16 protein-coding genes are annotated in these 22,968 nt (G+C 66.0%); 11 read left to right on the forward strand and 5 right to left on the reverse strand.

Annotation, left to right across the window (positions count from 1 at the left end):
- The first annotated feature begins 77 nt into the window (after positions 1 to 77).
- The 3 genes from glgX to K2O50_RS17435 all read left to right on the forward strand — a co-directional run bounded on the left by glgX (position 78) and on the right by K2O50_RS17435 (position 4,549).
- Entirely contained in the window at positions 78 to 2,231 is a 2,154-nt protein-coding gene (gene glgX, locus K2O50_RS17425; RefSeq protein ID WP_050706469.1) for a glycogen debranching protein GlgX, read from the forward strand.
- Between the two features lie 125 nt (positions 2,232 to 2,356).
- The gene (locus K2O50_RS17430) at positions 2,357 to 3,151 is read left to right on the forward strand and encodes an endonuclease/exonuclease/phosphatase family protein (protein WP_050706470.1); all 795 of its coding nucleotides are present in this window, start codon (positions 2,357 to 2,359) and stop codon (positions 3,149 to 3,151) included.
- A gap of 321 nt (positions 3,152 to 3,472) precedes the next feature.
- A complete protein-coding gene (locus tag K2O50_RS17435; protein WP_050706471.1) occupies positions 3,473 to 4,549 on the forward strand; it encodes an autotransporter outer membrane beta-barrel domain-containing protein in 1,077 nt (358 codons plus the stop codon).
- A 149-nt stretch (positions 4,550 to 4,698) separates the two neighbouring features.
- Here K2O50_RS17435 and glgB read toward each other — a convergent pair whose 3' ends face one another.
- The 3 genes from glgB to K2O50_RS17450 all read right to left on the reverse strand — a co-directional run bounded on the left by glgB (position 4,699) and on the right by K2O50_RS17450 (position 12,398).
- Positions 4,699 to 6,909: a 1,4-alpha-glucan branching protein GlgB gene (gene glgB, locus K2O50_RS17440; RefSeq protein ID WP_050706472.1), complete on the reverse strand. Its 2,211-nt coding sequence runs from the start codon at positions 6,907 to 6,909 to the stop codon at positions 4,699 to 4,701.
- Positions 6,910 to 10,227: a maltose alpha-D-glucosyltransferase gene (treS, locus tag K2O50_RS17445; RefSeq protein WP_050706473.1), complete on the reverse strand. Its 3,318-nt coding sequence runs from the start codon at positions 10,225 to 10,227 to the stop codon at positions 6,910 to 6,912.
- Positions 10,228 to 10,379: 152 nt separating this feature from the next.
- The gene (locus K2O50_RS17450; RefSeq protein WP_050706474.1) at positions 10,380 to 12,398 is read right to left on the reverse strand and encodes an alpha-1,4-glucan--maltose-1-phosphate maltosyltransferase; all 2,019 of its coding nucleotides are present in this window, start codon (positions 12,396 to 12,398) and stop codon (positions 10,380 to 10,382) included.
- A 138-nt stretch (positions 12,399 to 12,536) separates the two neighbouring features.
- On the opposite strand from K2O50_RS17450, the gene K2O50_RS17455 reads away from it, so the two are divergent.
- Entirely contained in the window at positions 12,537 to 12,704 is a 168-nt protein-coding gene (locus tag K2O50_RS17455) for a hypothetical protein (RefSeq protein WP_177330851.1), read from the forward strand.
- A gap of 205 nt (positions 12,705 to 12,909) precedes the next feature.
- Positions 12,910 to 13,170, forward strand: a complete 261-nt coding sequence (locus K2O50_RS17460) for an acyl carrier protein (RefSeq protein WP_050706475.1) — start codon at positions 12,910 to 12,912, stop codon at positions 13,168 to 13,170.
- On the opposite strand, the gene K2O50_RS17465 is transcribed toward K2O50_RS17460, so the two are convergent.
- Positions 13,145 to 14,815, reverse strand: a complete 1,671-nt coding sequence (locus K2O50_RS17465) for an AMP-binding protein (protein ID WP_050706476.1) — start codon at positions 14,813 to 14,815, stop codon at positions 13,145 to 13,147. The genes K2O50_RS17460 and K2O50_RS17465 overlap by 26 nt on opposite strands.
- A 285-nt stretch (positions 14,816 to 15,100) precedes the next feature.
- On the opposite strand from K2O50_RS17465, the gene K2O50_RS17470 reads away from it, so the two are divergent.
- The 4 genes from K2O50_RS17470 to K2O50_RS17485 are packed head-to-tail and all read left to right on the forward strand — an operon-like array spanning position 15,101 to position 20,653.
- On the forward strand, positions 15,101 to 16,264 hold the full coding sequence (locus K2O50_RS17470) for an isovaleryl-CoA dehydrogenase (protein ID WP_050706477.1): 1,164 nt from the start codon (positions 15,101 to 15,103) through the stop codon (positions 16,262 to 16,264).
- A gap of 19 nt (positions 16,265 to 16,283) precedes the next feature.
- Positions 16,284 to 17,891 (forward strand): carboxyl transferase domain-containing protein, encoded by a 1,608-nt coding sequence (locus tag K2O50_RS17475; protein ID WP_050706478.1) that lies wholly within the window; start codon positions 16,284 to 16,286, stop codon positions 17,889 to 17,891.
- A 3-nt stretch (positions 17,892 to 17,894) separates the two neighbouring features.
- On the forward strand, positions 17,895 to 18,704 hold the full coding sequence (locus K2O50_RS17480; protein ID WP_220689920.1) for a gamma-carboxygeranoyl-CoA hydratase: 810 nt from the start codon (positions 17,895 to 17,897) through the stop codon (positions 18,702 to 18,704).
- Entirely contained in the window at positions 18,701 to 20,653 is a 1,953-nt protein-coding gene (locus tag K2O50_RS17485; protein WP_050706479.1) for an acetyl/propionyl/methylcrotonyl-CoA carboxylase subunit alpha, read from the forward strand. Before K2O50_RS17480 ends, K2O50_RS17485 begins: the two co-directional genes overlap by 4 nt.
- A gap of 130 nt (positions 20,654 to 20,783) precedes the next feature.
- On the opposite strand, the gene K2O50_RS17490 is transcribed toward K2O50_RS17485, so the two are convergent.
- Positions 20,784 to 21,440 (reverse strand): LexA family transcriptional regulator, encoded by a 657-nt coding sequence (locus K2O50_RS17490; RefSeq protein WP_050706481.1) that lies wholly within the window; start codon positions 21,438 to 21,440, stop codon positions 20,784 to 20,786.
- Between the two features lie 129 nt (positions 21,441 to 21,569).
- Between K2O50_RS17490 and K2O50_RS17495 the strand changes: the two genes are divergently transcribed.
- Complete coding sequence (locus K2O50_RS17495; protein WP_050706480.1) at positions 21,570 to 21,884, forward strand: DUF6124 family protein; 315 nt, start codon at positions 21,570 to 21,572, stop codon at positions 21,882 to 21,884.
- A gap of 432 nt (positions 21,885 to 22,316) precedes the next feature.
- The gene (locus tag K2O50_RS17500; protein ID WP_050706482.1) at positions 22,317 to 22,832 is read left to right on the forward strand and encodes a DUF4880 domain-containing protein; all 516 of its coding nucleotides are present in this window, start codon (positions 22,317 to 22,319) and stop codon (positions 22,830 to 22,832) included.
- Positions 22,833 to 22,968 lie beyond the last annotated feature (136 nt).

A 22,968-nucleotide genomic window follows, 5' to 3' on the forward strand; every position in this document is an offset into this window, starting at 1 on the left:
ACCATGGAATGTGACGCGATCAGAACGTGGGAGCGGGCTTGCCCCGCGATCCCTATCCCCGGACCATGAGGACCGCCATGAGCCCCCGCACCCCGAAGAAGACCCGCTCCGTCGCCCCGTCGCGCATTCGCGAGGGCCTGCCCTTTCCACTCGGCGCCACCTGGGACGGCCTGGGGGTCAACTTCGCGCTGTTCTCGGCCAACGCCACCAAGGTCGAGCTGTGCCTGTTCGACGCCAGCGGCGAAAACGAAATCGAGCGCATCGAGCTGCCCGAGTACACCGACGAGATCTACCACGGCTACCTGCCCGACGCCCACCCGGGCCTGGTCTACGGTTACCGGGTGTACGGTCCCTACGAGCCGGAGAACGGCCACCGTTTCAACCCCAACAAGCTGCTGATCGACCCCTATGCCAAGCAATTGGTGGGCACGCTGAAATGGTCCGAGGCGCTGTTCGGCTACACCATCGGCCACCCCGATGCCGACCTGTCGTTCGATGAGCGCGACAGCGCAGCGTTCGTGCCCAAGTGCAAGGTCATCGACCCGGCCTTCACCTGGGGTCGCGACCAGCGCGTGTCGATCCCGTGGGAGCACACCATCATCTATGAAGCCCATACCCGCGGCATCAGCATGCGCCACCCGGCGGTGCCCGAGCACCTGCGCGGCACCTTCGCGGGGCTGGCCAACGACGAGCTGCTGGCGCATATCAAGGAACTCGGCGTATCGAGCATCGAGCTGCTGCCGATCCACGCTTTCGTCAACGACCAGCACCTGCTGGACAAGGGCCTGAACAACTACTGGGGCTACAACAGCATCGCCTTCTTCGCGCCCCATCCGCGCTACCTGGCCAGCGGCAAGATCGCCGAGTTCAAGGAGATGGTCGCGCACCTGCACGACGCCGGGCTCGAGGTAATCCTCGACGTGGTCTACAACCACACCGCCGAGGGCAACGAGCGCGGCCCGACTCTGTCGATGCGTGGCATCGATAATGCCTCTTACTACCGCCTGATGCCCGACGACCGGCGTTTCTACATCAACGATTCGGGCACCGGCAATACCCTCGACATGAGCCATCCACGGGTGCTGCAACTGGTCACCGACTCGCTGCGCTACTGGGCCGGCGAGATGCACGTGGACGGTTTTCGCTTCGACCTGGCGACCATTCTCGGCCGCTATCACGACGGCTACAGCGAGCGCCACGGCTTCCTCGTCGCCTGCCGCCAGGACCCGATGCTCAGCCAGACCAAGCTGATCGCCGAACCCTGGGACTGTGGCCCGGGCGGCTACCAGGTGGGCAACTTCGCCCCCGGCTGGGCCGAATGGAACGACCGCTTCCGCGACACCGTGCGCAGCTTCTGGAAAGGCGACGAAGGCATGCTCGCCGACTTCGCCGCGCGCATCACCGCCTCGGGCGACCTGTTCAACAACCGCGGCCGACGCCCCTACGCCTCGGTCAACTTCGTCACCGCCCACGACGGCTTCACCCTGCGCGACCTGGTGTCGTACAACGACAAGCACAACGAGGACAACGACGAGAACAACCAGGACGGCACCGACAACAACCTGTCGTGGAACTGCGGCGTCGAAGGCCCCACCGACGACCCGGCGATCAACGCCCTGCGCATGCGCCAGATGCGCAACTACTTCGCCACCTTGCTGCTGGCCCAGGGCACGCCGATGATCGTCGCCGGCGACGAGTTCAGCCGCACCCAGCACGGCAACAACAACGCCTACTGCCAGGACAGCGAGATCGGCTGGGTGAACTGGGACCTGGACGAGGACGGCAAGGCGCTGATGGCCTTCGTCAAGCGCCTGACCCGCCTGCGCCTGGCCTACCCGATCCTGAGGCGCTCGCGTTTTCTGGTCGGCGACTACAACGAGGCGATCGGGGTCAAGGACGTCACCTGGCTGGCCCCGGACGCCAGCGAGATGACCGTCGAGCAGTGGGAGGACCCGCACGGGCGCTGCCTGGGCATGCTCATGGACGGCCGCGCCCAGGTCAGCGGCATCGCCCGGCCCGGTGCCGAGGCGACCATGCTGCTGATCGTCAACGCCTACCACGACGTGGTGCCGTTCACCCTGCCGGCGGTGCCGGAGGGCGACTACTGGAGCTGCCTGGTGGACACCGACCGGCCCGAGCTGCGCAAGCCGCAGCACCTGGCGTTCGACACGGTGTTCGAGGTCAAGGGGCGGTCGTTGCTGCTGATGGTGCTGCAGCGCGAGGAGGAGTGAACCCAGGAGCGGACGTCCGGTCCTAATTTGTACCGTGGGAGCGGGCTTGCCCCGCGATAGGGCCTCTGCCGTCATCGCGGGGCAAGCCCGCTCCCACGACGCACACGTTACCCAGAGGAGCGCCTGTGAAACTCGAAGCCGGCAGTCCAGGTTTCGCCAACGTCAACCAGGCCCCGGCCGTGCACCGGGTCAAGGTGCTGACGGTCAACACCCACAAGGGCTTCACCGCCTTCAACCGGCGCTTCATCCTGCCGGAGCTGCGCGAGGCGGTGCGCAGCACCGAGGCCGACATCGTGTTCCTCCAGGAAGTGCTCGGCAGCCACGACCGCCACGCCGCGCGCTACCCCGGCTGGCCACGGACCTCGCAGTATGAATTCCTCGCCGACAGCATGTGGAGCGACTTCGCCTACGGCCGCAACGCGGTCTACCCCGACGGCCACCACGGCAACGCGCTGCTGTCCAAGTACCCGATCATCGAGCACCGCAACCTCGACGTGTCGATCACCGGCCCCGAGCGCCGCGGCCTGTTGCACTGCGTGCTGGACGTGCCCGGGCAGCGCCAGGTGCATGCCATCTGCGTGCACCTGTCGTTGCTCGAGCGCCACCGCCAGCAACAGCTGCAACTGCTGCGCAGGCTGCTCGACGCCCTGCCCGCCGACGCCCCGGTGATCATCGCCGGCGACTTCAACGACTGGCAGCTGCGCGGCAACCGTACCCTGCACCTGCACCGCGACCTGCACGAGGCGTTCGAGCGCCATCATGGCCTGCTCGCCCGCACCTACCCCGCCCGCCTGCCCCTGCTGCGCCTGGACCGCGTGTACCTGCGCAATGCCGACAGCCACGCGCCGAGAATCCTCAGCAACAAGCCCTGGACCCACCTGTCCGATCACCTGCCGCTGGCGGTGGAAGTGCGGTTGTAGCAACGATTCGGCATAGCCACGCGGCGGGAAATCGCCATTGTCGATATACCGACTTAAAACTTGTCATTATTCAATAAGTTAATTGGTCAAACAGGCATTTTTCGATCCTTTCACGATTTCTTGACGCAAGTGCCGTCCTCTCCTTAGCTGAACAGTAATCACCAGATGGAAAATCTCGTGCCGGGCCTCTAGCTCGCGCCCTCGTGCGCGTTCCAAGAAGCTGGCGCGCTGGTTTGGGTCGCCCCCTGTTCTTGTCGTACAGCTCGTGACATCAGGCCAGGTCTTGGGCTGTTCATCTCATACATCAACAGGAGATCCGCCATGAAAAGCACCTCGAATCCCTCGCGCTTCGACGCTTTTTTCTGTGCGGTTTCCACGTCGCTGCTCTTGGCAACCCCGGTGGAAACCTTCGCCTTCGAATCGCAGGAGGGTGAACCCTTCGCCCCTGTCCTGGCGCAGCCCGAGGTGCCGCGATTGTCGCTCGATCCGGTCAGCGCCAGCGGCCTCAACCAGGGCCTGCTCAGCGCGTTCTCCGAGCGCATGGGTGAACGCCACGGCCAGCCCGACGGCGACCATATCGCCAGCCAGTGGGCGCAGTTCTTCCCCGGCGCGCCGCGCCAGGGCGCCCAGCCGCCGGCGCAGGTGGAGGCGCCCAGCCAGCAGATGATGATCGGCCCGGACCTGTTCGTGCGTGAAACCAGTGGCGGCAACGTGCACCGCGCGGGGATCTTCGTCGGCCACAACAACCTGCAGAGCACCTTCAACGGCATGCGCCCGCTTTTGGGCGACAAGCAGCGTGACGCGGTCAACCTCAGCGGCGAGAGCCTGGGCGTGTACTGGAGCATGACCCACGAGCAGGGCTGGCACGTGGACGCCGTGGCCATGGGCACGCGCATCGACGTCAACGGCCGCTCCCAGGCCGGCCAGCGGCTCGACGACAGCGGCCACGCGATGACCTTCTCGGTGGAAGGCGGCTACCCCATCGGCCTGGGCGCCGGCTGGGTGATCGAGCCCCAGGCGCAGTTGATCAACCAGCAGTTCTTCCCCGGTAGCCAGGTGCAGGAAGAAACCCTGCAGGCCTTCGACAGCCAGCCCAGCTGGAGCGGCCGGGTCGGCGCCAGGCTGTCGGCGCGCTACGAAGTGCGCGGCATGCCCATCGAACCCTATGTGCGCACCAACGTCTGGTACGACTTCAGCAACGCCGACCCGGTGAAGCTGGACCAGGTCGACAAGATCTCCAGCTCGCGCAGCGCCGCCACGGTTGAACTGGGCTTGGGCCTGGTGGCCCGGGTGACGCCAAACGTGGCGCTGTTCGTCAGTGCCGACTACAGCTCCGATGTGGATGACAATGACCTGAATGGGTTGATTGGTAGCCTGGGGGTCAGGATGCGTTGGTAGACGACCACCGCACTCCTGTAGGAGCGGCCTTGTGCCGCGAAAGGGCCGCAAAGCGGCCCCGGCGATCGACGCGTAAACGCTGAAACCCTGGGGCCGCTTTGCGGCCCTTTCGCGGCACAAGGCCGCTCCTACAGGGAGAGAGGAAACCATCAGGCCGGCTTCATCACCAACACCCCCAACGGCGGCAGGTTCAGCGCCAGCGACAACGGCTGGCCATGGCTGGCGATCACCTCACTGGCCACCGCCCCCAGATTCCCCACGTTCGACCCGGCATACAACTCGGCATCGCTATTGAGCAATTCTTGCCAGTGCTCGCCAAACGGCACGCCAATGCGGTAACCCTCCCGCGGCACCGGGGTGAAGTTGGCCACCACCAGCAAGGGCTCGCCCTGGCTGCTCCAGCGCAGCCAGGCATACACGCTGTTTTGCGCGTCGTCGCCGATCAGCCACTGAAAGCCCTGGGCCCGGCAGTCCTGCTCGTGCAGCGCCGGCAGTTCGCGGTACAGGCGGTTGAGGTCGGCCACCAGCTTCTGCACGCCCTGGTGCTCGGAGTACTGCAGCAGGTACCAGTCCAGTTGCTGGTCGTGGTTCCACTCGCGCCACTGGCCGAACTCGCAGCCCATGAACAGCAGCTTCTTGCCCGGATGGGTCCACATGAACGCCAGGTACGCCCGCAGGTTGGCGAACTTCTGCCAGCGATCGCCGGGCATCTTGTCGATCAGCGAATGCTTGCCGTGGACCACCTCGTCGTGGGAGATCGGCAGGATGAAATGCTCGGAATAGGCGTAGATCAGCCCGAAGCTCATTTCGTTGTGGTGATAGGTGCGGTGCACCGGGTCGTTCTGGATGTAATGCAGGGTGTCGTGCATCCAGCCCATGTTCCACTTGTAGGCAAAGCCCAGGCCGCCCTGCTGCACCGGCTGGCTGACGCCGGGCCAGGCGGTGGACTCCTCGGCGATGATCAGCGCGCCCGGCGCTTCATGGGCCGCGACGCCATTGAGGTGGCGGATGAAATCGATGGCCTCGAGGTTCTCGCGCCCGCCGTGGCGGTTGGGCACCCATTCGCCGGCCTTGCGCGAATAGTCGCGGTAGAGCATCGAGGCCACCGCGTCCACGCGCAGGCCGTCGATATGGAAGTGCTTGAGCCAGTGCAGCGCCGAGGCCAGCATGAAGCCGCGCACCTCGTTGCGGCCGAGGTTGTAGATCAGCGTGTTCCAGTCCTGGTGGAAGCCTTCCAGCGGGTTGTCGTATTCGTACAGGGCGGTGCCGTCGAAACGCGCCAGGCCATGCTCGTCGGTAGGAAAATGCGCCGGCACCCAGTCGAGGATCACGCCGATGCCGCCCTGATGGCAGGCATCGACGAAGAAGGCGAAGTCCTCGGCGCTGCCATAGCGCGAGGTCGGCGCGAACAGCGACAGCGGCTGGTAGCCCCAGGAGCCGCCGAAGGGGTGCTCCATGATCGGCATCAGCTCGATATGGGTGAAGCCCAGCTCCTGCACGTAGGGCACCAGGCGCTCGGCCAGCTCGCGCCAGTTGTAGAAGCGCGCGACTTCGCCGACATCGTCCAGCTCGCAACGCCAGGAGCCGGCGTGCAGTTCGTAGATCGACAGTGGCGCGCTGTAGGCGTGGCGCTGGGACCGCTGCTCCATCCACTGGCCGTCGCGCCAGTCGTGGGCCAGGGCCCCGGCCACCTTCGAGGCAGTGCTCGGCGGAAGCTCCGTGGCGCGGGCCAGGGGGTCGGCCTTGAGCGGCAGCACGCCGTCCGCGCCCAGCACTTCGAACTTGTAGGTCTCGCCCACGCCGAGCCTGGGCACGAACAGCTCCCACACCCCGGCGCTGTGGCGCAGACGCATGGGGTGGCGGCGACCGTCCCAGTTGTTGAAATCGCCGACCACCGAGACCCGCCGGGCGTTGGGCGCCCACACCGAGAAGCAGACGCCCGCGACACCGTCGGCAACGGTCGGCTGGGCGCCGAAACGCCCAGACAGGTCGCGGTGATTGCCTTCAGCGAACAGGTAGAGGTCCATGTCGCCCAATTGCGGGCCGAAGCTGTAAGGGTCCTCGGTGACCTGCTCGCCGCCGGCCCAGCCGATCTGCAGCAGGTAGGCCCGTGCTTCATCGAGGTGCGCGGTGAACAGCCCCGGTACGCTGCCCTGCACCATTTCGGCAAGTACCTGCCCATCGTCGCGCGCCAGCAGTCGTGCGTTCAGGGCATTGGGCAGGAAAGCGCGGACGAACAGGCCGCCCGCGCCGTCGCCATGGGGGCCGAGCACGGCAAATGGATCGGCGTGCTCGGCGCGGGCCAGGGCATCGAGGTCCCGTTGCCGAAGGCCGCCGTTGTCACGCGTGGTTGCGTTCATTTATGACTCTCCCCAGGTACTGATCAGTCCATGCAGGCCATGCAAAGGCACGGCCAGCCAGCTTGGCCGGTTTTCGGCTTCATAGGTGATTTCGTAGGCGGCCTTCTCCAGGCAGAACAGCTCCAGCGCCGCGCGCTCGCCCTCGGCCTGCTGCCAGGCGTGGGGCATGGCGGCGGTGGCCAGCCCGTAGGCTTCGACGAAGGCGTGACGCGACTGGTGCAGGTACTGCCGGGCGACCCGCTGCCGGGCCTGGCGCGCCGCGTCGGACAGGTCGACCGCCGAGGCGCTGCGCAGGATCATCGCAGCAGCATAGTCGAAGGAGCGCAGTACGCCGCTGACATCCTTGTACGGGCTGTGTTTCGCCCGCCGCTCGTCGAGCGGGCGCGCCGGCTCGCCCTCGAAATCGATCAGGTAGGCGTCGCCCTGCACCACCAGCACCTGGCCCAGGTGCAGGTCGCCGTGCACGCGCATCAGCAGGCCGCCCCGGGCCTGCCGGGCGAGGTTGTCGACGTGCTGCTGCAAGCCTTCACGCTGTTGCTGCAGGTCGTCGACCAGCGCCTGGCTGTCGCGGTCCAGGGTGTCGCGGTGCTGGGCCAGCAGGTCGAGAGCACGGGTCAGCTCGGCGCTGATCTGCCGGCTCCAGCGCTCGCTGTCCCGGGCATCGCTCGGACGAGACTGGAACGCCACATCATCACTCGGCGCGGCCAGCAGCAGGTGCATCTCGCCCAGGCGTTGGCCGAGCAAGGCGGCAAAACCTGTCAGCTCGGCCAGGGCATCGGTATGCGCCTCCGGCTCGGCGCTGCCGGGCTCCATCTGGTCGCGGATCGCCCGCTCCAGGGTGTTCTGCGTCCAGTCCCAGGCATCGCCCTGGTTGCTCAGGTAGCCCTGGGCGATCATCAGCAGATGGGGCTGGCCACTGTCATCGACACGACTGACCCAGGCCAGCAGGGGCGAGATATTGGCAAAGCCCGCGGCGGTCAGGTACGCGCTCATCTCGAGCTCCGGATGCACCCCTGGGTTCACCCGGCGAATCAGCTTGAGCACCAGGCTGCCGCCGACCACCACCGAGCTGTTGGACTGCTCGGCGCCCAGGTAGCGCACCTCGCTCTGCTCATCGAGCTGCAGCGCGGCCAAGGCCTCGGTGCGATGGAAATGCAGCTCGCCCAGGCCATCACCACAGGGCAGGCGCAGGCCCTCCTGGCAGCCCTTGAGCACGGCGCGAATGAACGGTTCAAGCACGAAGGCGTCGGTGATCAACCCCACCTGGCGGCCACGACGCACCCGCGACAGCGCCAGTTGCTGAGGCAGCGCCGCGTTGATCTGCTCTTCGGGCAGCAGGCCAAAGGGCAACTGGTAGTGAGTGACGACGCCCTCGCTGTGCACCTCCAGCTCGGCGAGCAGCACCGGCAGCGCCGTGGTGGCGAAGCGCACGCCATAGCTCAGGCGCACCTGGTCGATCGGTCCTTCCTTGCCGGCAAACCAGCGGCGCTTGGGCAGGTACTGCGGCAGGATCGCGCCTTGCAATGCCTCGCGGGCCGGCGTTTCGAGCAACTCCTCCATGCGCTTGCGCAGCACCAGGGTGGTCAACTCGGGCAGCCCCTCGGCGGGCTGGACATGCCAGCTGGGCATGCGGTCGTGGCTGGCCAGCAGGAACCAGTAGAAGCCATAGGGTGGCAGGGTCAGCAGGAACGGCAGTTGGCCGATGGGTGGGAAGGCGCTGCCGCCGAGCATCTCCACCGGCACCTTGTCGGCGTACTGCGCCAGGTCCAGCTCCGCCGCCTGGGCCGCCCGCGAGACGTTGGCCACGCACAGCACGATTTCGCCGTTGCCGTCGGCATCGGTGTATTCGCGGATATACGCCAGCACCCGGCGATTGCTCGGCGTGAGCATCTTCAGGCTGCCACGGCCAAAGGCCTTCTGCTGCTTGCGCACCGCCAGCAGCCGGCGGTTCCAGTTGAGCAGCGAATGCGGGTCGTGGGCCTGGGCCTCGACGTTGATGGTCTGGTAGCCGTACAGCGGGTCCATGATCGGCGGCAGCACCAGGCGCTGCGGATCGGCCCGGGAGAAACCGCCGTTGCGGTCCGGCGACCACTGCATGGGCGTGCGCACGCCGTCGCGGTCGCCCAGGTAGATGTTGTCGCCCATGCCCAGCTCGTCGCCGTAGTACAGGGTCGGGGTGCCGGGCATCGACAGCAGCAGGCTGGTGAGCAGTTCGATGCGCCGCCGGTCGCGCTGCAGCAGCGGCGCCAGGCGTCGGCGAATGCCAAGGTTGATGCGCGCGCGGCGGTCCTCGGCGTAGTAGTTCCACAGGTAGTCGCGCTCGCGGTCGGTGACCATCTCCAGGGTCAGTTCATCGTGGTTGCGCAGGAAGATCGCCCACTGGCAGTTGGCCGGGATCTCCGGGGTCTGGCGCAGGATATCGGTGATCGGGAAGCGGTCCTCCATGGCCAGGGCCATGTACATGCGCGGCATCAGCGGGAAGTGGAAGGCCATGTGGCACTCGTCGCCGTCGCCTTCGCCGAAGTACGGGCGGGTGTCTTCCGGCCACTGGTTGGCCTCGGCCAGCAGCATGCGGTCGGGGTAGTTGGCGTCGATCTCGGCGCGGATCGCCTTGAGCACGGTGTGGGTTTCGGGAAGGTTCTCGTTGTTGGTGCCGTCGCGCTCGATCAGGTACGGGATGGCATCCAGGCGCAGGCCGTCGACGCCGATGTCGAGCCAGTAGCGCATCACGCCGATCACCGCCTTGAGCACTTGCGGGTTGTCGAAGTTCAGGTCCGGCTGGTGCGAGTAGAAGCGGTGCCAGAAGTACTGGCCGGCGACCGGGTCCCAGGTCCAGTTGGACTTCTCGGTATCGAGGAAGATGATCCGCGTGCCATCGTATTTCTGGTCGTCGTCGGACCACACGTAGAAGTCCCGGGCCTTGCTGCCGCGCCTGGCGTGGCGGGCGCGCTGGAACCAGGGATGCTGGTCGGAGGTGTGGTTGATGACAAGCTCGGTGATCACCCGCAGGCCGCGCTTGTGCGCCTCGGCGATGAAGCGCTTGGCATCGGCCATGCTGCCGTAGTCCGGGTGCACGGCCTTGTACTCGGCGATGTCGTAGCCGTCGTCGCGCCGGGGCGAAGGGTAGAACGGCAGCAACCAGAGGGTGTTGACGCCAAGTTCGGCGATGTAGTCGAGCTTGCCGATGAGCCCTGCGAAATCGCCGATGCCGTCGTTGTTCGAATCGAAGAACGATTTCACGTGCAACTGGTAGATCACCGCGTCCTTGTACCACAGCGGATCGTCGATGAAGGCTGCCGGGCGGGAACGCTTGGCCATGTGCGACTCCTTTCAATTGCAGATTTGCTTGCTCGGCCTTGCACGATCCCTGTGGGAGCGGGTTCACCCGCGAAACAGACACCGCGGTGCATGGCACCGGCTTTGCCGGTGTTCGCGGGTGAACCCGCTCCCACAGGGATCGCGCAAGGCCATCACTGGGCCCTTTCGATGCGCCAGATACCAAACGGCTGGTGCCACGGTTCGATGCGCATCCACTGGGTCTTGCCATGCCAGGTCCAGCGGTGGCCATTCATCAGGTCCTCGCCCTGGGTGTCGGCGTTGTCGTCCAGCCCCAGCTCCCACAGCGGCAGCTCGAAGCTGGCCTCCTGGGCGTTGTACGGGTCGAGACTGATGGCCACCAGGATCACGTTGTCACGCTCTGGCGTGCGCTTGGCGAAATACAGGATCTGATCGTTCCAGCAGTTGAGGAACACCACCCCCAGGTGAGTCTGCAGGGCGCGGTTCTGCCGGCGGATGCGGTTGAGCTGGGCGATCTCGGCGACGATGTTGCCGGGCTGGGTGAAGTCGCGCGGGCGGATCTCGTACTTCTCCGAATCCAGATACTCCTCCTTGCCCGGCAGCGGCGTGCCCTCGCACAGCTCGAAGCCCGAGTACATGCCCCACAAGCCCGAGCCCATGGTCGCCAGCGCGGCGCGGATGAGAAAGCCGGGACGGCCCGAGGTCTGCAGGAAGAATGGGTTGATGTCCGGCGTGTTGACGAAGAAGTTGGGCCGGTAGCATTGGCTCCACGGCGGCTGGTTGAGCTGCTCGAAGTACTCGCGCAGTTCCTGCTTGCTGTTGCGCCAGGTGAAATAGGTGTAGCTCTGCGCATAACCGACCTTGCCCAGGCGCGCCATCATCGCCGGGCGGGTGAAGGCCTCGGCGAGGAAGATCACCTCGGGGTGCTGACTGCGCACATTGGCGATCAGCCATTGCCAGAACGGCAGCGGCTTGGTGTGCGGGTTGTCGACGCGAAAGGTCTTCACGCCCTCCTCCACCCAGCCGACCACCACGTCGCGCAAGGCCAGCCACAGGCTCGGCACCGATTCGGGGGCGTAGAAGTCGACGTTGACGATGTCCTGGTACTTCTTCGGCGGGTTCTCGGCGTAACGGATGCTGCCGTCGGGGCGCCAACTGAACCAGCCGGGGTGCTCCGTGAGCCAGGGGTGGTCCTGGGAGCACTGGATGGCGAAATCCAGGGCGATCTCCAGGCCATGCTCGGCGGCGGCGGCGACCAGCCGGCGGAAGTCCTCGCGACTGCCCAGCTGTGGGTGGATGGCATCGTGCCCGCCCTCCGGGCTGCCGATGGCGTAGGGACTGCCGGGGTCGCCGGGCTCGGCCTGCAAGGCGTTGTTGCGGCCCTTGCGGTGCTTCATGCCGATGGGGTGGATCGGCGGGAAGTACAGTACGTCGAAGCCCATGTCGCGGATCATCGGCAGGCGCTGGTGCACATCGTCGAAGGTACCGTGGCGTTCGGCATCGTCGGTGATCGAGCGCGGGAACAGTTCGTACCAGCTGGCGAACAGCGCCGCCTCGCGGTCCACATCCAGGGGAAACTCGCGGCTGCGGGTGAGGTAGCTGCGGTGCTCGGCCTCGGCCATCAGCTGGGCCGCGTCGGGGTGCAACAGCAACATCACCTGGTCATCCACCGGCAAATCCGGCAGGCGCTGTTGCAAGGTCTCAAGCTGCTCGCGCAGCAACCCGTCGCTGCGCTCGATGCCCTGGCCCAGCAGCAGCCGGCCCTCCTCCAGTTCGAGCTTCACATCCACACCGGCGGCGTACTTCTTCTCCAGGTCGTGGCAGTAGGTGGCGAAAGGGTCGATCCAGGCCTCGATGCTGAACAGGTGCAAGCCCAGCTCGGTGGGGGTGAAGTCTGCCAGCCACAGGTCGTTACCCGGCGAGTGCATCGCCACGCAGTGCCAGCGCCGACTGTGGGCCTGGCGCCAGTTCAGGCTCACCGCCAGGCGGTCGTGGCCATCGCTGTAGACCTTGGCCGTCACCTCGACCTTGTGCCCGCGCACCGCCTTGGCGGCGAAGGTGCCACCGTCGAGTACCGGGCTTGCGTCCTCGATCACGATGCGCGGCGCCAGCAGCGCCTGGGACAGGCTGATGGCCTGGTCCGGGTGATCGTTGGCCATGGGCACGCTTTCGAACGGCTCTTTACCAGACATCGACCTGCTCCCCTGGGCTGGTGGCGGTAAGGGTTCAGAGCCGTGTTGGCGCGCGGGGGTTCAAAAAAAATGAGCGTCGGGCGCAGGCCTGGGTCAAAGCCTGCGACACCTCTTCATTCATCCCGCGAGGCCAGGCCCATGAACATTCCCATTCCACCGGAGACACCCGACCCGAACATCGACGACCCGACCTTGCCGCCGCCGGTGCCCGAGGAGGATCCGGACGAGCTGCCGATCAAGCCGACCGTGCCGCCGACCGTGGGCGACCCGCCGAGCGAGGAGCCGCCGGTGAAAGGTAGAGGATAGACAAGGTTGTGGAATGTTGACCGCCTGAACCGGCAAGCCCGCTCCCACAAGTGCCGTGTCGCCTGCGTGGGAGCGGGCTTGCCCCGCGATGAGGCCGGTCCTGACAGCACAAAGCTGCGCCCGATGCACCTGGCATTTCTGCCAGTGGCGCCCGCTCATAAAGCCACGTAAAGAGAAGCACCGCCCTCTGACGGTCACCTCCGGCATGCGCTCGCGCCTCTACATCGCCTTCCATCTGCAATGGATCCTCGCCTGCTTCCTTGAACAGAGCTTGCACCGGATCCGGCCGAACATCGCCATGGACGAACTGGGCGCCGACAGTTTCGACGTGGTGGAGCTGCAAGCCATCGTGGAGGAGACATTCGGCATCTTCATCCCCGATCAAGTCCAGACCTACACCACCTTTGCCGAACTGGTTGACCTGGTCTTCAAGGCGATACCTAGCCCCCCAGCTCCTCCACGCTGATCTCGCGCATCCGGAACTTCTGCACCTTCCCCGTCACCGTCATCGGAAACTCATCGACGAAGCGGAAATGCCGCGGTGTCTTGAAGTGTGCCAACCGCGCCTTGCACCACAGCTGCAGTTCCTCGGCACTGGCACTGTGCCCGGGGTGCAGGCGAATCCACGCCACCACCTCCTCGCCATACTTGCTGCACGGAATCCCCACCACCTGCGCCTCGGCCACCGCCGGGTGGGTGTGGAAGAACTCCTCAAGCTCGCGCGGATAGATGTTCTCGCCACCGCGAATGATCATGTCCTTGTTGCGCCCGACGATGCGCACGTAACCCTCGTCGTCCATCACCGCCAGGTCGCCGGTGTGCATCCAGCCGGCTGGATCGATGGCGTCATGGGTGGCCTGCAGGTTGTCCCAGTAACCGAGCATCACGCTGTAGCCCCGGGTGCACAATTCGCCGATCTCGCCCCGGGCAACGATGCGCCCGTCGGCGTCCACCAGCTTGGTCTCCAGCTGCGGCTGGGTGCGGCCCACGGTGGTCACGCGAAGCTCCAGGCCGTCGTCGGGTCCGGTCTGCAGCGACACCGGGCTGGTCTCGGTCATGCCATAGGCGATCTGCACCTCGGCCATGTGCATCTGCTCGATGACCTTGCGCATCACCTCGATCGGGCAGGTGGCGCCGGCCATGATGCCGCTGCGCAGGCTGGACAGGTCCAGCGCGGCGCGGCTGGGGTGGTCGAGCATGGCGATGAACATGGTCGGCACGCCATAGAGGATGCTGGCCCGCTCCTCGGCCACGGCGCGCAGGGTGAGTTCGGCGTCGAAGGCGTCGTTGGGGTAGATCAGGGTGCTGCCATGGGTGATGCAACCGAGGTTGCCCATGACCATGCCGAAACAGTGGTACAGCGGCACCGGGATCACCATGCGGTCGTGCTCGGTCAGGCCCAGGCTCTCGCCGACCATGTAGCCGTTGTTGAGCAGGTTGTAGTGGCTCAGGGTCGCGCCCTTGGGGGCGCCGGTGGTGCCGGAGGTGTACTGGATGTTCACCGGCTGGTCGAACTGCAGGCCCTGTTGCCGGGCCTCGTAGGCGGTGAGCTGCACCTGCCCTGCCCGCCCGGCCAGCGCGGTCCAGGGCAGGAAGCCCGTGGGCGGCTCGACGGCCAGGCTGATCACCCCGCGCAGCTCGGGCAGGCGCTCACTGGCCAGCTCGCCCAAGGCATGGACCGCCAGCTCAGGTACCAATTCCTGCACCATCGCGTGGTAGTCGGAGGTCTTGAAGGCATCGGCGCACACCAGCCAGCGGCAGCCGGACTGGCGCAGCACGTATTCAAGCTCACCCACCCGATAGGCCGGGTTGATATTGACCAGGATCCCGCCGACCTTGGCCGTGGCCAGTTGCAGGATGCACCACTGGGCGCAGTTGGGCGCCCAGATGCCGACCCGCTCGCCGACCTCCACGCCCAGCGCCATCAAGGCCCGGGCATGCACGTCGACCTCGGCGGCCAGCTCGCGCCAGCTGTAGCGCACTCCCTGGTGGCGCACCACCAGCGCCTCGCGCTCGCCGTGGCGGGCGACGGTGGCATCGAAGGCCTGGCCGATGGTCAGGGTGAGCAATGATTTGTCTTGACGGCCGCGCGTGTAGCTTGGTTGAGGCATGGTTGTCCCTTCTTGTGGTTGTTCTGGGCATGACTGAAGCAGGCGGCAATTACTCTGGCGCAGATTTACGTTTACGTAAAGGTGATGTTCCGATTGACAGTCCTGGAAGGCAGGTTTACGTTAACGTCAACCGCAGACATGACGGCGTTGTGGGAGCGGGCTTGCCCCGCGATGAGGCCGGACCAGGCAATACCGCTGGCCGTTCTGACGGGCATCGCGGGGCAAGCCCGCTCCCACAACGCCGCAGCAACCGCTCCCATTTCAAGAACAAGAAGGTGCCCGCACATGCATTACCCCAGCCTGAACTTCGCCCTGGGCGAGACCATCGACATGCTCCGCGACCAGGTGCGCACCTTCGTCGCCGCCGAGCTGGCGCCGCGCGCCGCGCAGATCGACCACGACAACCTGTTCCCCGCCGACATGTGGCGCAAGTTCGGCGACATGGGCCTCTTGGGCATCACCGTGCCGGAAGAATACGGCGGCGCCGGCCTGGGCTACCTGGCCCACGTGGTGTCGATGGAAGAGATCAGCCGCGCCTCGGCCTCGGTGGCCCTGTCGTACGGCGCCCACTCCAACCTGTGCGTCAACCAGATCAACCGCAACGGCACCCACGAGCAGAAGCTCAAGTACCTGCCCAAGCTGATCAGCGGCGAGCACATCGGCGCCCTGGCCATGAGCGAGCCCAACGCCGGCTCCGACGTGGTGTCGATGAAGCTGCGCGCCGAAAAACGCGGCGACCGCTACGTGCTCAACGGCAGCAAGACCTGGATCACCAACGGCCCCGACGCCAACACCTACGTGATCTACGCCAAGACCGACCTGGACAAGGGCCCCCACGGCATCACCGCGTTCATCGTCGAGCGCGACTGGAAAGGCTTCACCCGCAGCAACAAGTTCGACAAGCTCGGCATGCGCGGTTCCAACACCTGTGAACTGTTCTTCGACGACGTCGAAGTGCCGGAGGAGAACATCCTCGGCCAGCTCAACGGCGGCGTGCGCGTGCTGATGAGCGGCCTGGACTACGAGCGCGTGGTGCTCGCCGGCGGCCCCACCGGCATCATGCAGAGCTGCATGGACCTGGTCGTCCCGTACATCCACGACCGCAAGCAATTCGGCCAGAGCATCGGCGAGTTCCAACTGATCCAGGGCAAGATCGCCGACATGTACACCCAGCTCAACGCCAGCCGCGCCTACCTGTACGCCGTGGCCCAGGCTTGCGACCGCAGCGAAACCACCCGCAAGGACGCCGCCGGGGTGATCCTGTACACCGCCGAGCGCGCCACGCAGATGGCCCTGGAGGCGATCCAGATCCTCGGCGGCAACGGCTACATCAACGAGTTCCCGGCCGGCCGCCTGCTGCGCGACGCCAAGCTGTACGAAATCGGCGCCGGCACCAGCGAGATCCGCCGGATGCTGATCGGCCGCGAACTGTTCAACGAAACCCGCTGAGCACAAGGAACGGGCGCACATGGCTACCTTGCATACCCAGATCAACCCGCGCTCGGCGGAATTCGCCTGCAACAGCGCGGCCATGCTCGAACAGGTCCAGGCCCTGCGCGGCCTGCTCGCCCAGGTCAGCCAGGGCGGCGGGCCGAAAGCCCAGGAGCGGCACACCTCGCGCGGCAAGCTGCTGCCCCGCGAGCGTATCGACCGCCTGCTCGACCCGGGCTCGGCGTTTCTCGAGATCGGCCAGCTGGCCGCCCATGAAGTCTACGGCGAAGACGTGCCGGCCGCCGGCGTGATCGCCGGCATCGGCCGTGTCGAAGGCGTGGAGTGCATGATCGTGGCCAACGACGCCACGGTCAAAGGCGGCTCCTACTACCCGCTGACGGTGAAGAAGCACCTGCGCGCCCAGACCATCGCCCTGCAGAACCGCCTGCCGTGCATCTACCTGGTGGACTCCGGCGGCGCCAACCTGCCGCGCCAGGACGAGGTATTCCCCGACCGCGAGCACTTCGGGCGGATCTTCTTCAACCAGGCCAACATGAGCGCCCTGGGCATCCCGCAGATCGCCGTGGTGATGGGCTCGTGCACCGCAGGCGGCGCCTATGTGCCGGCCATGGCTGACGAAGCGATCATGGTGCGCCAGCAGGCGACCATCTTCCTCGCCGGCCCACCGCTGGTGAAAGCCGCGACCGGTGAAGTGGTCAGCGCCGAGGACCTCGGCGGCGCGGACGTGCACTGCCGCACCAGCGGCGTGGCCGACCATTACGCCGACAACGACGAGCACGCCCTGGCCATCGCCCGGCGCAGCGTCGCCAACCTCAACTGGCACAAGCAGGGCAAGCTGCAGTGCCAGGCGCCGATCGCGCCTCTGTACGACGCCGAAGAGCTGTACGGCGTGGTCCCGGCCGACGCCAAGCAGCCGTTCGATGTGCGCGAGGTGATCGCCCGCCTGGTCGACGGCTCGGTGTTCGATGAGTTCAAGGCGCTGTTCGGCACCACCCTGGTGTGCGGCTTCGCCCACCTGCACGGCTACCCGGTGGCGATCCTGGCCAACAACGGCATCCTCTTCGCCGAAGCTGCGCAAAAAGGCGCGCACTTCATCGAGCTGGCCTGCCAGCGCGGCATCCCGCTGCTGTTCCTGCAGAACATCACCGGCTTCATGGTCGGCAAGAAGTACGAGGAAGGTGGCATCGCCAAGCACGGCGCCAAGCTGGTGACCGCAGTGGCCTGCGCCCAGGTGCCGAAGTTCACGGTGATCATCGGCGGCAGCTTTGGCGCCGGCAACTACGGCATGTGCGGCCGCGCCTACGACCCGCGCTTCCTGTGGATGTGGCCCAACGCCCGCATCGGCGTGATGGGCGCCGAACAGGCGGCCGGCGTGCTGGCCCAGGTCAAGCGCGAGCAGAGCGAGCGCAGTGGCGAAGTGTTCAGCAGCGAAGACGAGAAGAAGCTCAAGCAGCCGATCCTCGACCAGTACGAGCGCCAGGGCCACCCCTACTACTCCAGCGCCCGGCTGTGGGACGACGGCGTCATCGACCCGGCGCAGACCCGCGATGTGCTCGGCCTGGCGTTGTCCGCCGCGCTGAACGCCCCGATCGAACAGAGCCGCTTCGGCATTTTCCGGATGTGACCCATGAGCGAATTCGCCACCCTTGAACTGGTCAAGGACCCTCGCGGCTTCGCCACCCTGTGGCTGAGCCGGGAAGACAAGAACAACGCCTTCAACGCGCAGATGATCCGCGAACTGATCGTCGCCCTCGACCGCCTGGCCGAGGACGCCAGCCTGCGCTTCGTGGTGCTGCGCGGCCGTGGCCGGCACTTCAGCGCCGGCGCGGACCTTGCCTGGATGCAGCAGTCGGCGCAGCTGGACTTCAACACCAACCTCGACGACGCCCACGAACTGGGCGAACTGATGTACGCCCTGCACCGGCTCAAGGTGCCGACCCTGGCCGTGGTGCAAGGCGCCGCTTTCGGCGGCGCGCTGGGGCTGATCAGCTGCTGCGACATGGCCATCGGCGCCGAGGACGCGCAGCTGTGCCTGTCGGAAGTGCGCATCGGCCTGGCCCCGGCGGTGATCAGCCCGTTCGTGGTCAAGGCCATCGGCGAGCGCGCTGCCCGCCGCTACGCCCTCACCGCCGAGCGTTTCAGCGGCGTGCGCGCCCGTGAGCTGGGCCTGCTGGCCGAGGTGTACCCGGCCAGCGAGCTGGACGCCCAGGTCGAAGCCTGGGTCGACAACCTGCTGCACAACAGCCCGCAGGCGCTGCGCGCCACCAAGGACCTGCTGCGCGAGGTGGACGCCGGCGAGCTGAGCCCGGCCCTGCGCCGCTACTGCGAGAACACCATTGCCCGCATCCGCGTCAGCGCCGAAGGCCAGGAGGGCCTGCGCGCCTTCCTGGAAAAACGCCGCCCCGCCTGGCAAGACAACAAGGAGCCGCGCCCATGAGCCGACCCACGCTGACCACCCTGCTGGTCGCCAACCGCGGCGAGATCGCCTGCCGGGTGATGCGCACCGCCAAGGCCATGGGCCTGACCACCGTGGCCGTGCACAGCGCCACCGACCGCGACGCGCGCCACAGCCGCGAGGCCGATATCCGTGTCGATCTCGGTGGCACCAAGGCCGCCGAAAGCTACCTGGTGATCGACAAGCTGCTCGCCGCCGCCAAGGCCAGCGGCGCCCAGGCGATCCACCCGGGCTATGGTTTCCTGTCGGAGAACGCCGGTTTTGCCCGCGCCATCGAACAGGCCGGGCTGATCTTCCTCGGCCCACCGGCCAGCGCCATCGATGCCATGGGCAGCAAGTCGGCGGCCAAGGCTCTGATGGAGTCCGCCGGCGTGCCGCTGGTGCCGGGCTACCACGGCGAGGCTCAGGACCTGGAGACCTTCCGCGCCGCCGCCGAGCGCATCGGCTACCCGGTGCTGCTCAAGGCCAGCGCCGGGGGTGGCGGCAAGGGCATGAAGGTGGTCGAGGACGAGAGCCAGCTGGCCGACGCCCTGGCCTCGGCGCAGCGCGAGGCGCAGTCGTCGTTCGGCGATGCGCGGATGCTGGTCGAGAAGTACGTGCTCAAGCCGCGTCATGTGGAGATCCAGGTGTTCGCCGACCAGCACGGCAACTGCCTGTACCTCAACGAGCGTGACTGCTCGATCCAGCGTCGCCACCAGAAGGTGGTCGAGGAAGCCCCGGCACCGGGCCTCTCTCCCGAGCTGCGCAAGGCCATGGGCGAGGCCGCGGTGCGCGCCGCCCAGGCCATCGGCTACGTGGGCGCCGGCACCGTCGAGTTCCTGCTCGATGCCCGTGGCGAGTTCTTCTTCATGGAAATGAACACCCGCCTGCAGGTGGAGCACCCGGTCACCGAGGCCATCACCGGGCTCGACCTGGTGGCCTGGCAGATCCGCGTGGCCTGCGGCGAGTCGCTGCCGATCACCCAGGAGCAGGTGCCGCTGATCGGCCATGCCATCGAGGTGCGGCTGTATGCGGAGGATCCGGCCAACGAGTTCCTGCCGGCCACCGGCACCCTGGCGCTGTACCGCGAGTCGGCGCCGGGCGAAGGCCGTCGGGTGGACAGCGGCGTCAGCGAAGGCGACGTGGTGTCGCCGTTCTATGACCCGATGCTGGGCAAGCTGATTGCCTGGGGGCAGGACCGCGAGCAGGCGCGCCTGCGCTTGCTGGCGATGCTCGATGAGTTCGCCATTGGCGGGGTGAAGACCAATATCGCCTTCCTGCGCCGCATCCTTGCGCACCCGGCGTTTGCCGAGGCGGAGCTGGACACCGGATTCATTCCGCGTCACCAGGACGTGTTGCTGCCGGCGCCGCAGGCGCTGCCGGCGCAGTTCTGGGAGGCTGCTGCCGAGGCGTGGCTGCAAGGCGAGCCTGCACTGCAGCGCCAGGACGACCGCGCTTCACCGTGGGCGGCCCGCGACGGCCTGCGCCTGGGCTTGCCGGCGCGCAGCAGCCTGCACTTGCAGTGCGAAGGGCATGAACAGGCGGTGGCATTGGAGCGCATCGCGCCTTCGACCTATCGGCTGGAGGGGGAGCAGCTGTGTCATGACCAGGACGGCCTGCGCCGTCGGCATCTGGCGGTGCGTCGAGGTGGCACGTTATACCTGCAGTGGGCCGGCGAGTTGCACGCCATCAGCGTCCATGACCCGATTGCAGCGGCGGAAGCCAGCCACAGCCATCAGGGCGGGCTGGGCGCGCCCATGAATGGCAGCATCGTGCGAGTGCTGGTGGAGCCGGAGCAGGTGGTCGAGGCCGGTACCGCGCTGGTGGTGCTGGAGGCGATGAAGATGGAGCACAGCATTCGGGCGCCCCACTCCGGGACGGTGAAGGCACTGTTCTGCCAGGAGGGGGATATGGTTAGCGAAGGGACAGTGCTGGTCGAGCTGGAGGCATAACGAGCTTTCAAGGTTGAGATAGGGGCGCTTTGCGCCCCTTTCGCGGCACAAGGCCGCTCCTACAGGGAAGCTCGGTTTCCTGTAGGAGCGGCCTTGTGCCGCGAAAGGGCTGCACAGCAGCCCCGGCGATCTAGAGCACCCCGTGCATCCGCACCACAACACCAAGGAACTCGCACCCCTCCTCGCACAACACCGTCGGATACAAGGTATTGAGCGGCCTGAGCATCCGCTGCCCACCCTCCTCGATCAACTCACGCAACACCGCCGGCTTACCGGGCTGCCGAGCCACCACCAGCCTGCCCGGCGTCACCTCGACCCCGGCATCCACCAGCACCCGCATCCCCTGCGGCACGCTCCTGCCACTGGCGGCATTCATCGAATCGTTCTCGACCGGCAACCAGAACGCGTTGCCCGCAGGCATGTAATCGGTCAACTCGTGAATTTCACTGGATTGCGGCAAAGGCCCGTCCAGATCGGCCCAGCCCAGCACTGGAAAGCGAAAACTGGCATGGCGCAAGGCATTGACCGATTGCGGCCGCTCTACGGCATAGACACCTCTGGTCTCGCGAACCGTGGTGTCACGCTCGACCACCATCACCCGCGCTTCGAGGCACACCAGCCCGAGCTTTTCCAGCTTCTCGTTGACTGTCACCAGGGTGGGTCTGCGCGTGCCACGCAGCCAATGGCCGACACCGCCTTGGGTCATGCCCAGGCGTTCGGCCAGTTGATGCTGCTTGAGGTTGTGCTCGCGCTGGTAGCGCGAGAGAAATTCGATCCAGTTTTCCATGGCTGTGAACGATACGGACTGGATGAACGGCATCAATACACATCCTGAATTATCTCAGAACTCAAAAATAATACAAATTGACCTAACATCAACGCTCATTGTCCTCGAAGGGATTTCACAGGAGCAGTCATGAGCAACTCGACAAAAGAAGAAACAGATCTCGACGAAGAAGCAGCCCGCCGCGCCCTCGATTTCTACCTCAACCCCACCCCCACGCCCCGCGACCTGGAGCGTTCTCTATGGACCCTGCGCGATGGCGTCAGCAACGCCCAGGCCTGCGACCATGCCATGGCCCTGCTGCGCTGCGCGTCGGCCACGGCACAGGAAACCGGCAATCATCTGCAGGGCACGACGCGGGAAGTGGTGTTTGCGCTGATGCACATGGTCAACATGGCCCGGGCCCTGCTGGAGCAGTGCCACGCCACGGAAAAGGCATCGATCTGAAGGGAGAACGTGATGGCCGACGAACGGCAAAAGCCCCGATTGCCGGGGACGAGGCGTGCGTCAGTTAGATAATTTTTTGCAAATCGCGGAAAAATCATTTGACTGGCAAATGATAACGATTATTATTGCACTCAGCAGGTCGCGAGACCCGCTGGATAACCTGCAACGTCCTCAGGTCGGACGCTCAGATTATCTCCTCATCAGGCTAATCACGGTTTTTGACCCGGCTTTTTGCCGGGTCATTTTTTTTGGCTCTTCAGGCTAATGAAGATCGTTGATGGCGGCGATGATAGCAAAACTGTGTCAGGACGTGAACGCTCATTACAAATCTTTGCGGAATCAGCACTTGAGAATCAATCTCGTTTAGCCTAAGCTGGTTTCGCGTCAAGGAAGACGCCCCCACCCCTTTCCTTCATGAGCAAGGAGCTGTCCATGACCCGCCTGCTGCTGCCCCTCGAGCATGACCCGCACACCGCCGAACAGCATGGCGAAGACGCGCTGCTGCACGCGCTCAAGCGCCTGCCGCGCCGGGTCCAGCAAGTCTTCCTGCTCAACCGCCTCGACCAACAGGGCTTCGCCGCCATCGCCGAACGCCTGGACCTGCCGCTGATCAGCATCGAGCGCCACATGAACCAGGCCCTGCAGACCGCCCGCGCCCCCGGCGACGCGCTGGCCAGCATCGCCGGCCAATGGTACGTGCGCCTGCAGAGCCCGCAGGTGACCGCCAGCGAACGCATCGACTTCCGCCGCTGGCTGGATGCCGACCCCGACCACCTGCGTGCCTTCCACGAAACCGAACTGCGCTGGCGCAGCCTGCTCGCCCCGGCGCGACAGCTCGGCCATGACGGCTGGTACCGGCAAGGGCGTGCGGCGCTGTCGCTGGGTGGCTGCTCGATTGCCGTCGGGCTTGGTGTTGCCGCCCTCGTGGCTTTGGGACTGCTGACCTGAACCCGGGGCGCAGCCCCCCGAAAATTCCTGCCCCGACCGCTCTAGCCGGTGGTTTGAAGTCATAACAGCCCTTCAAAGAGAACTTTCCTACAGCAATGTAGGAAGCCGTTGGCAAGACTTCCTCCCGCACGCCCCC

Source organism: Pseudomonas sp. 2hn, assembly GCF_019646095.1.
Lineage (GTDB): Bacteria > Pseudomonadota > Gammaproteobacteria > Pseudomonadales > Pseudomonadaceae > Aquipseudomonas > Aquipseudomonas peradeniyensis.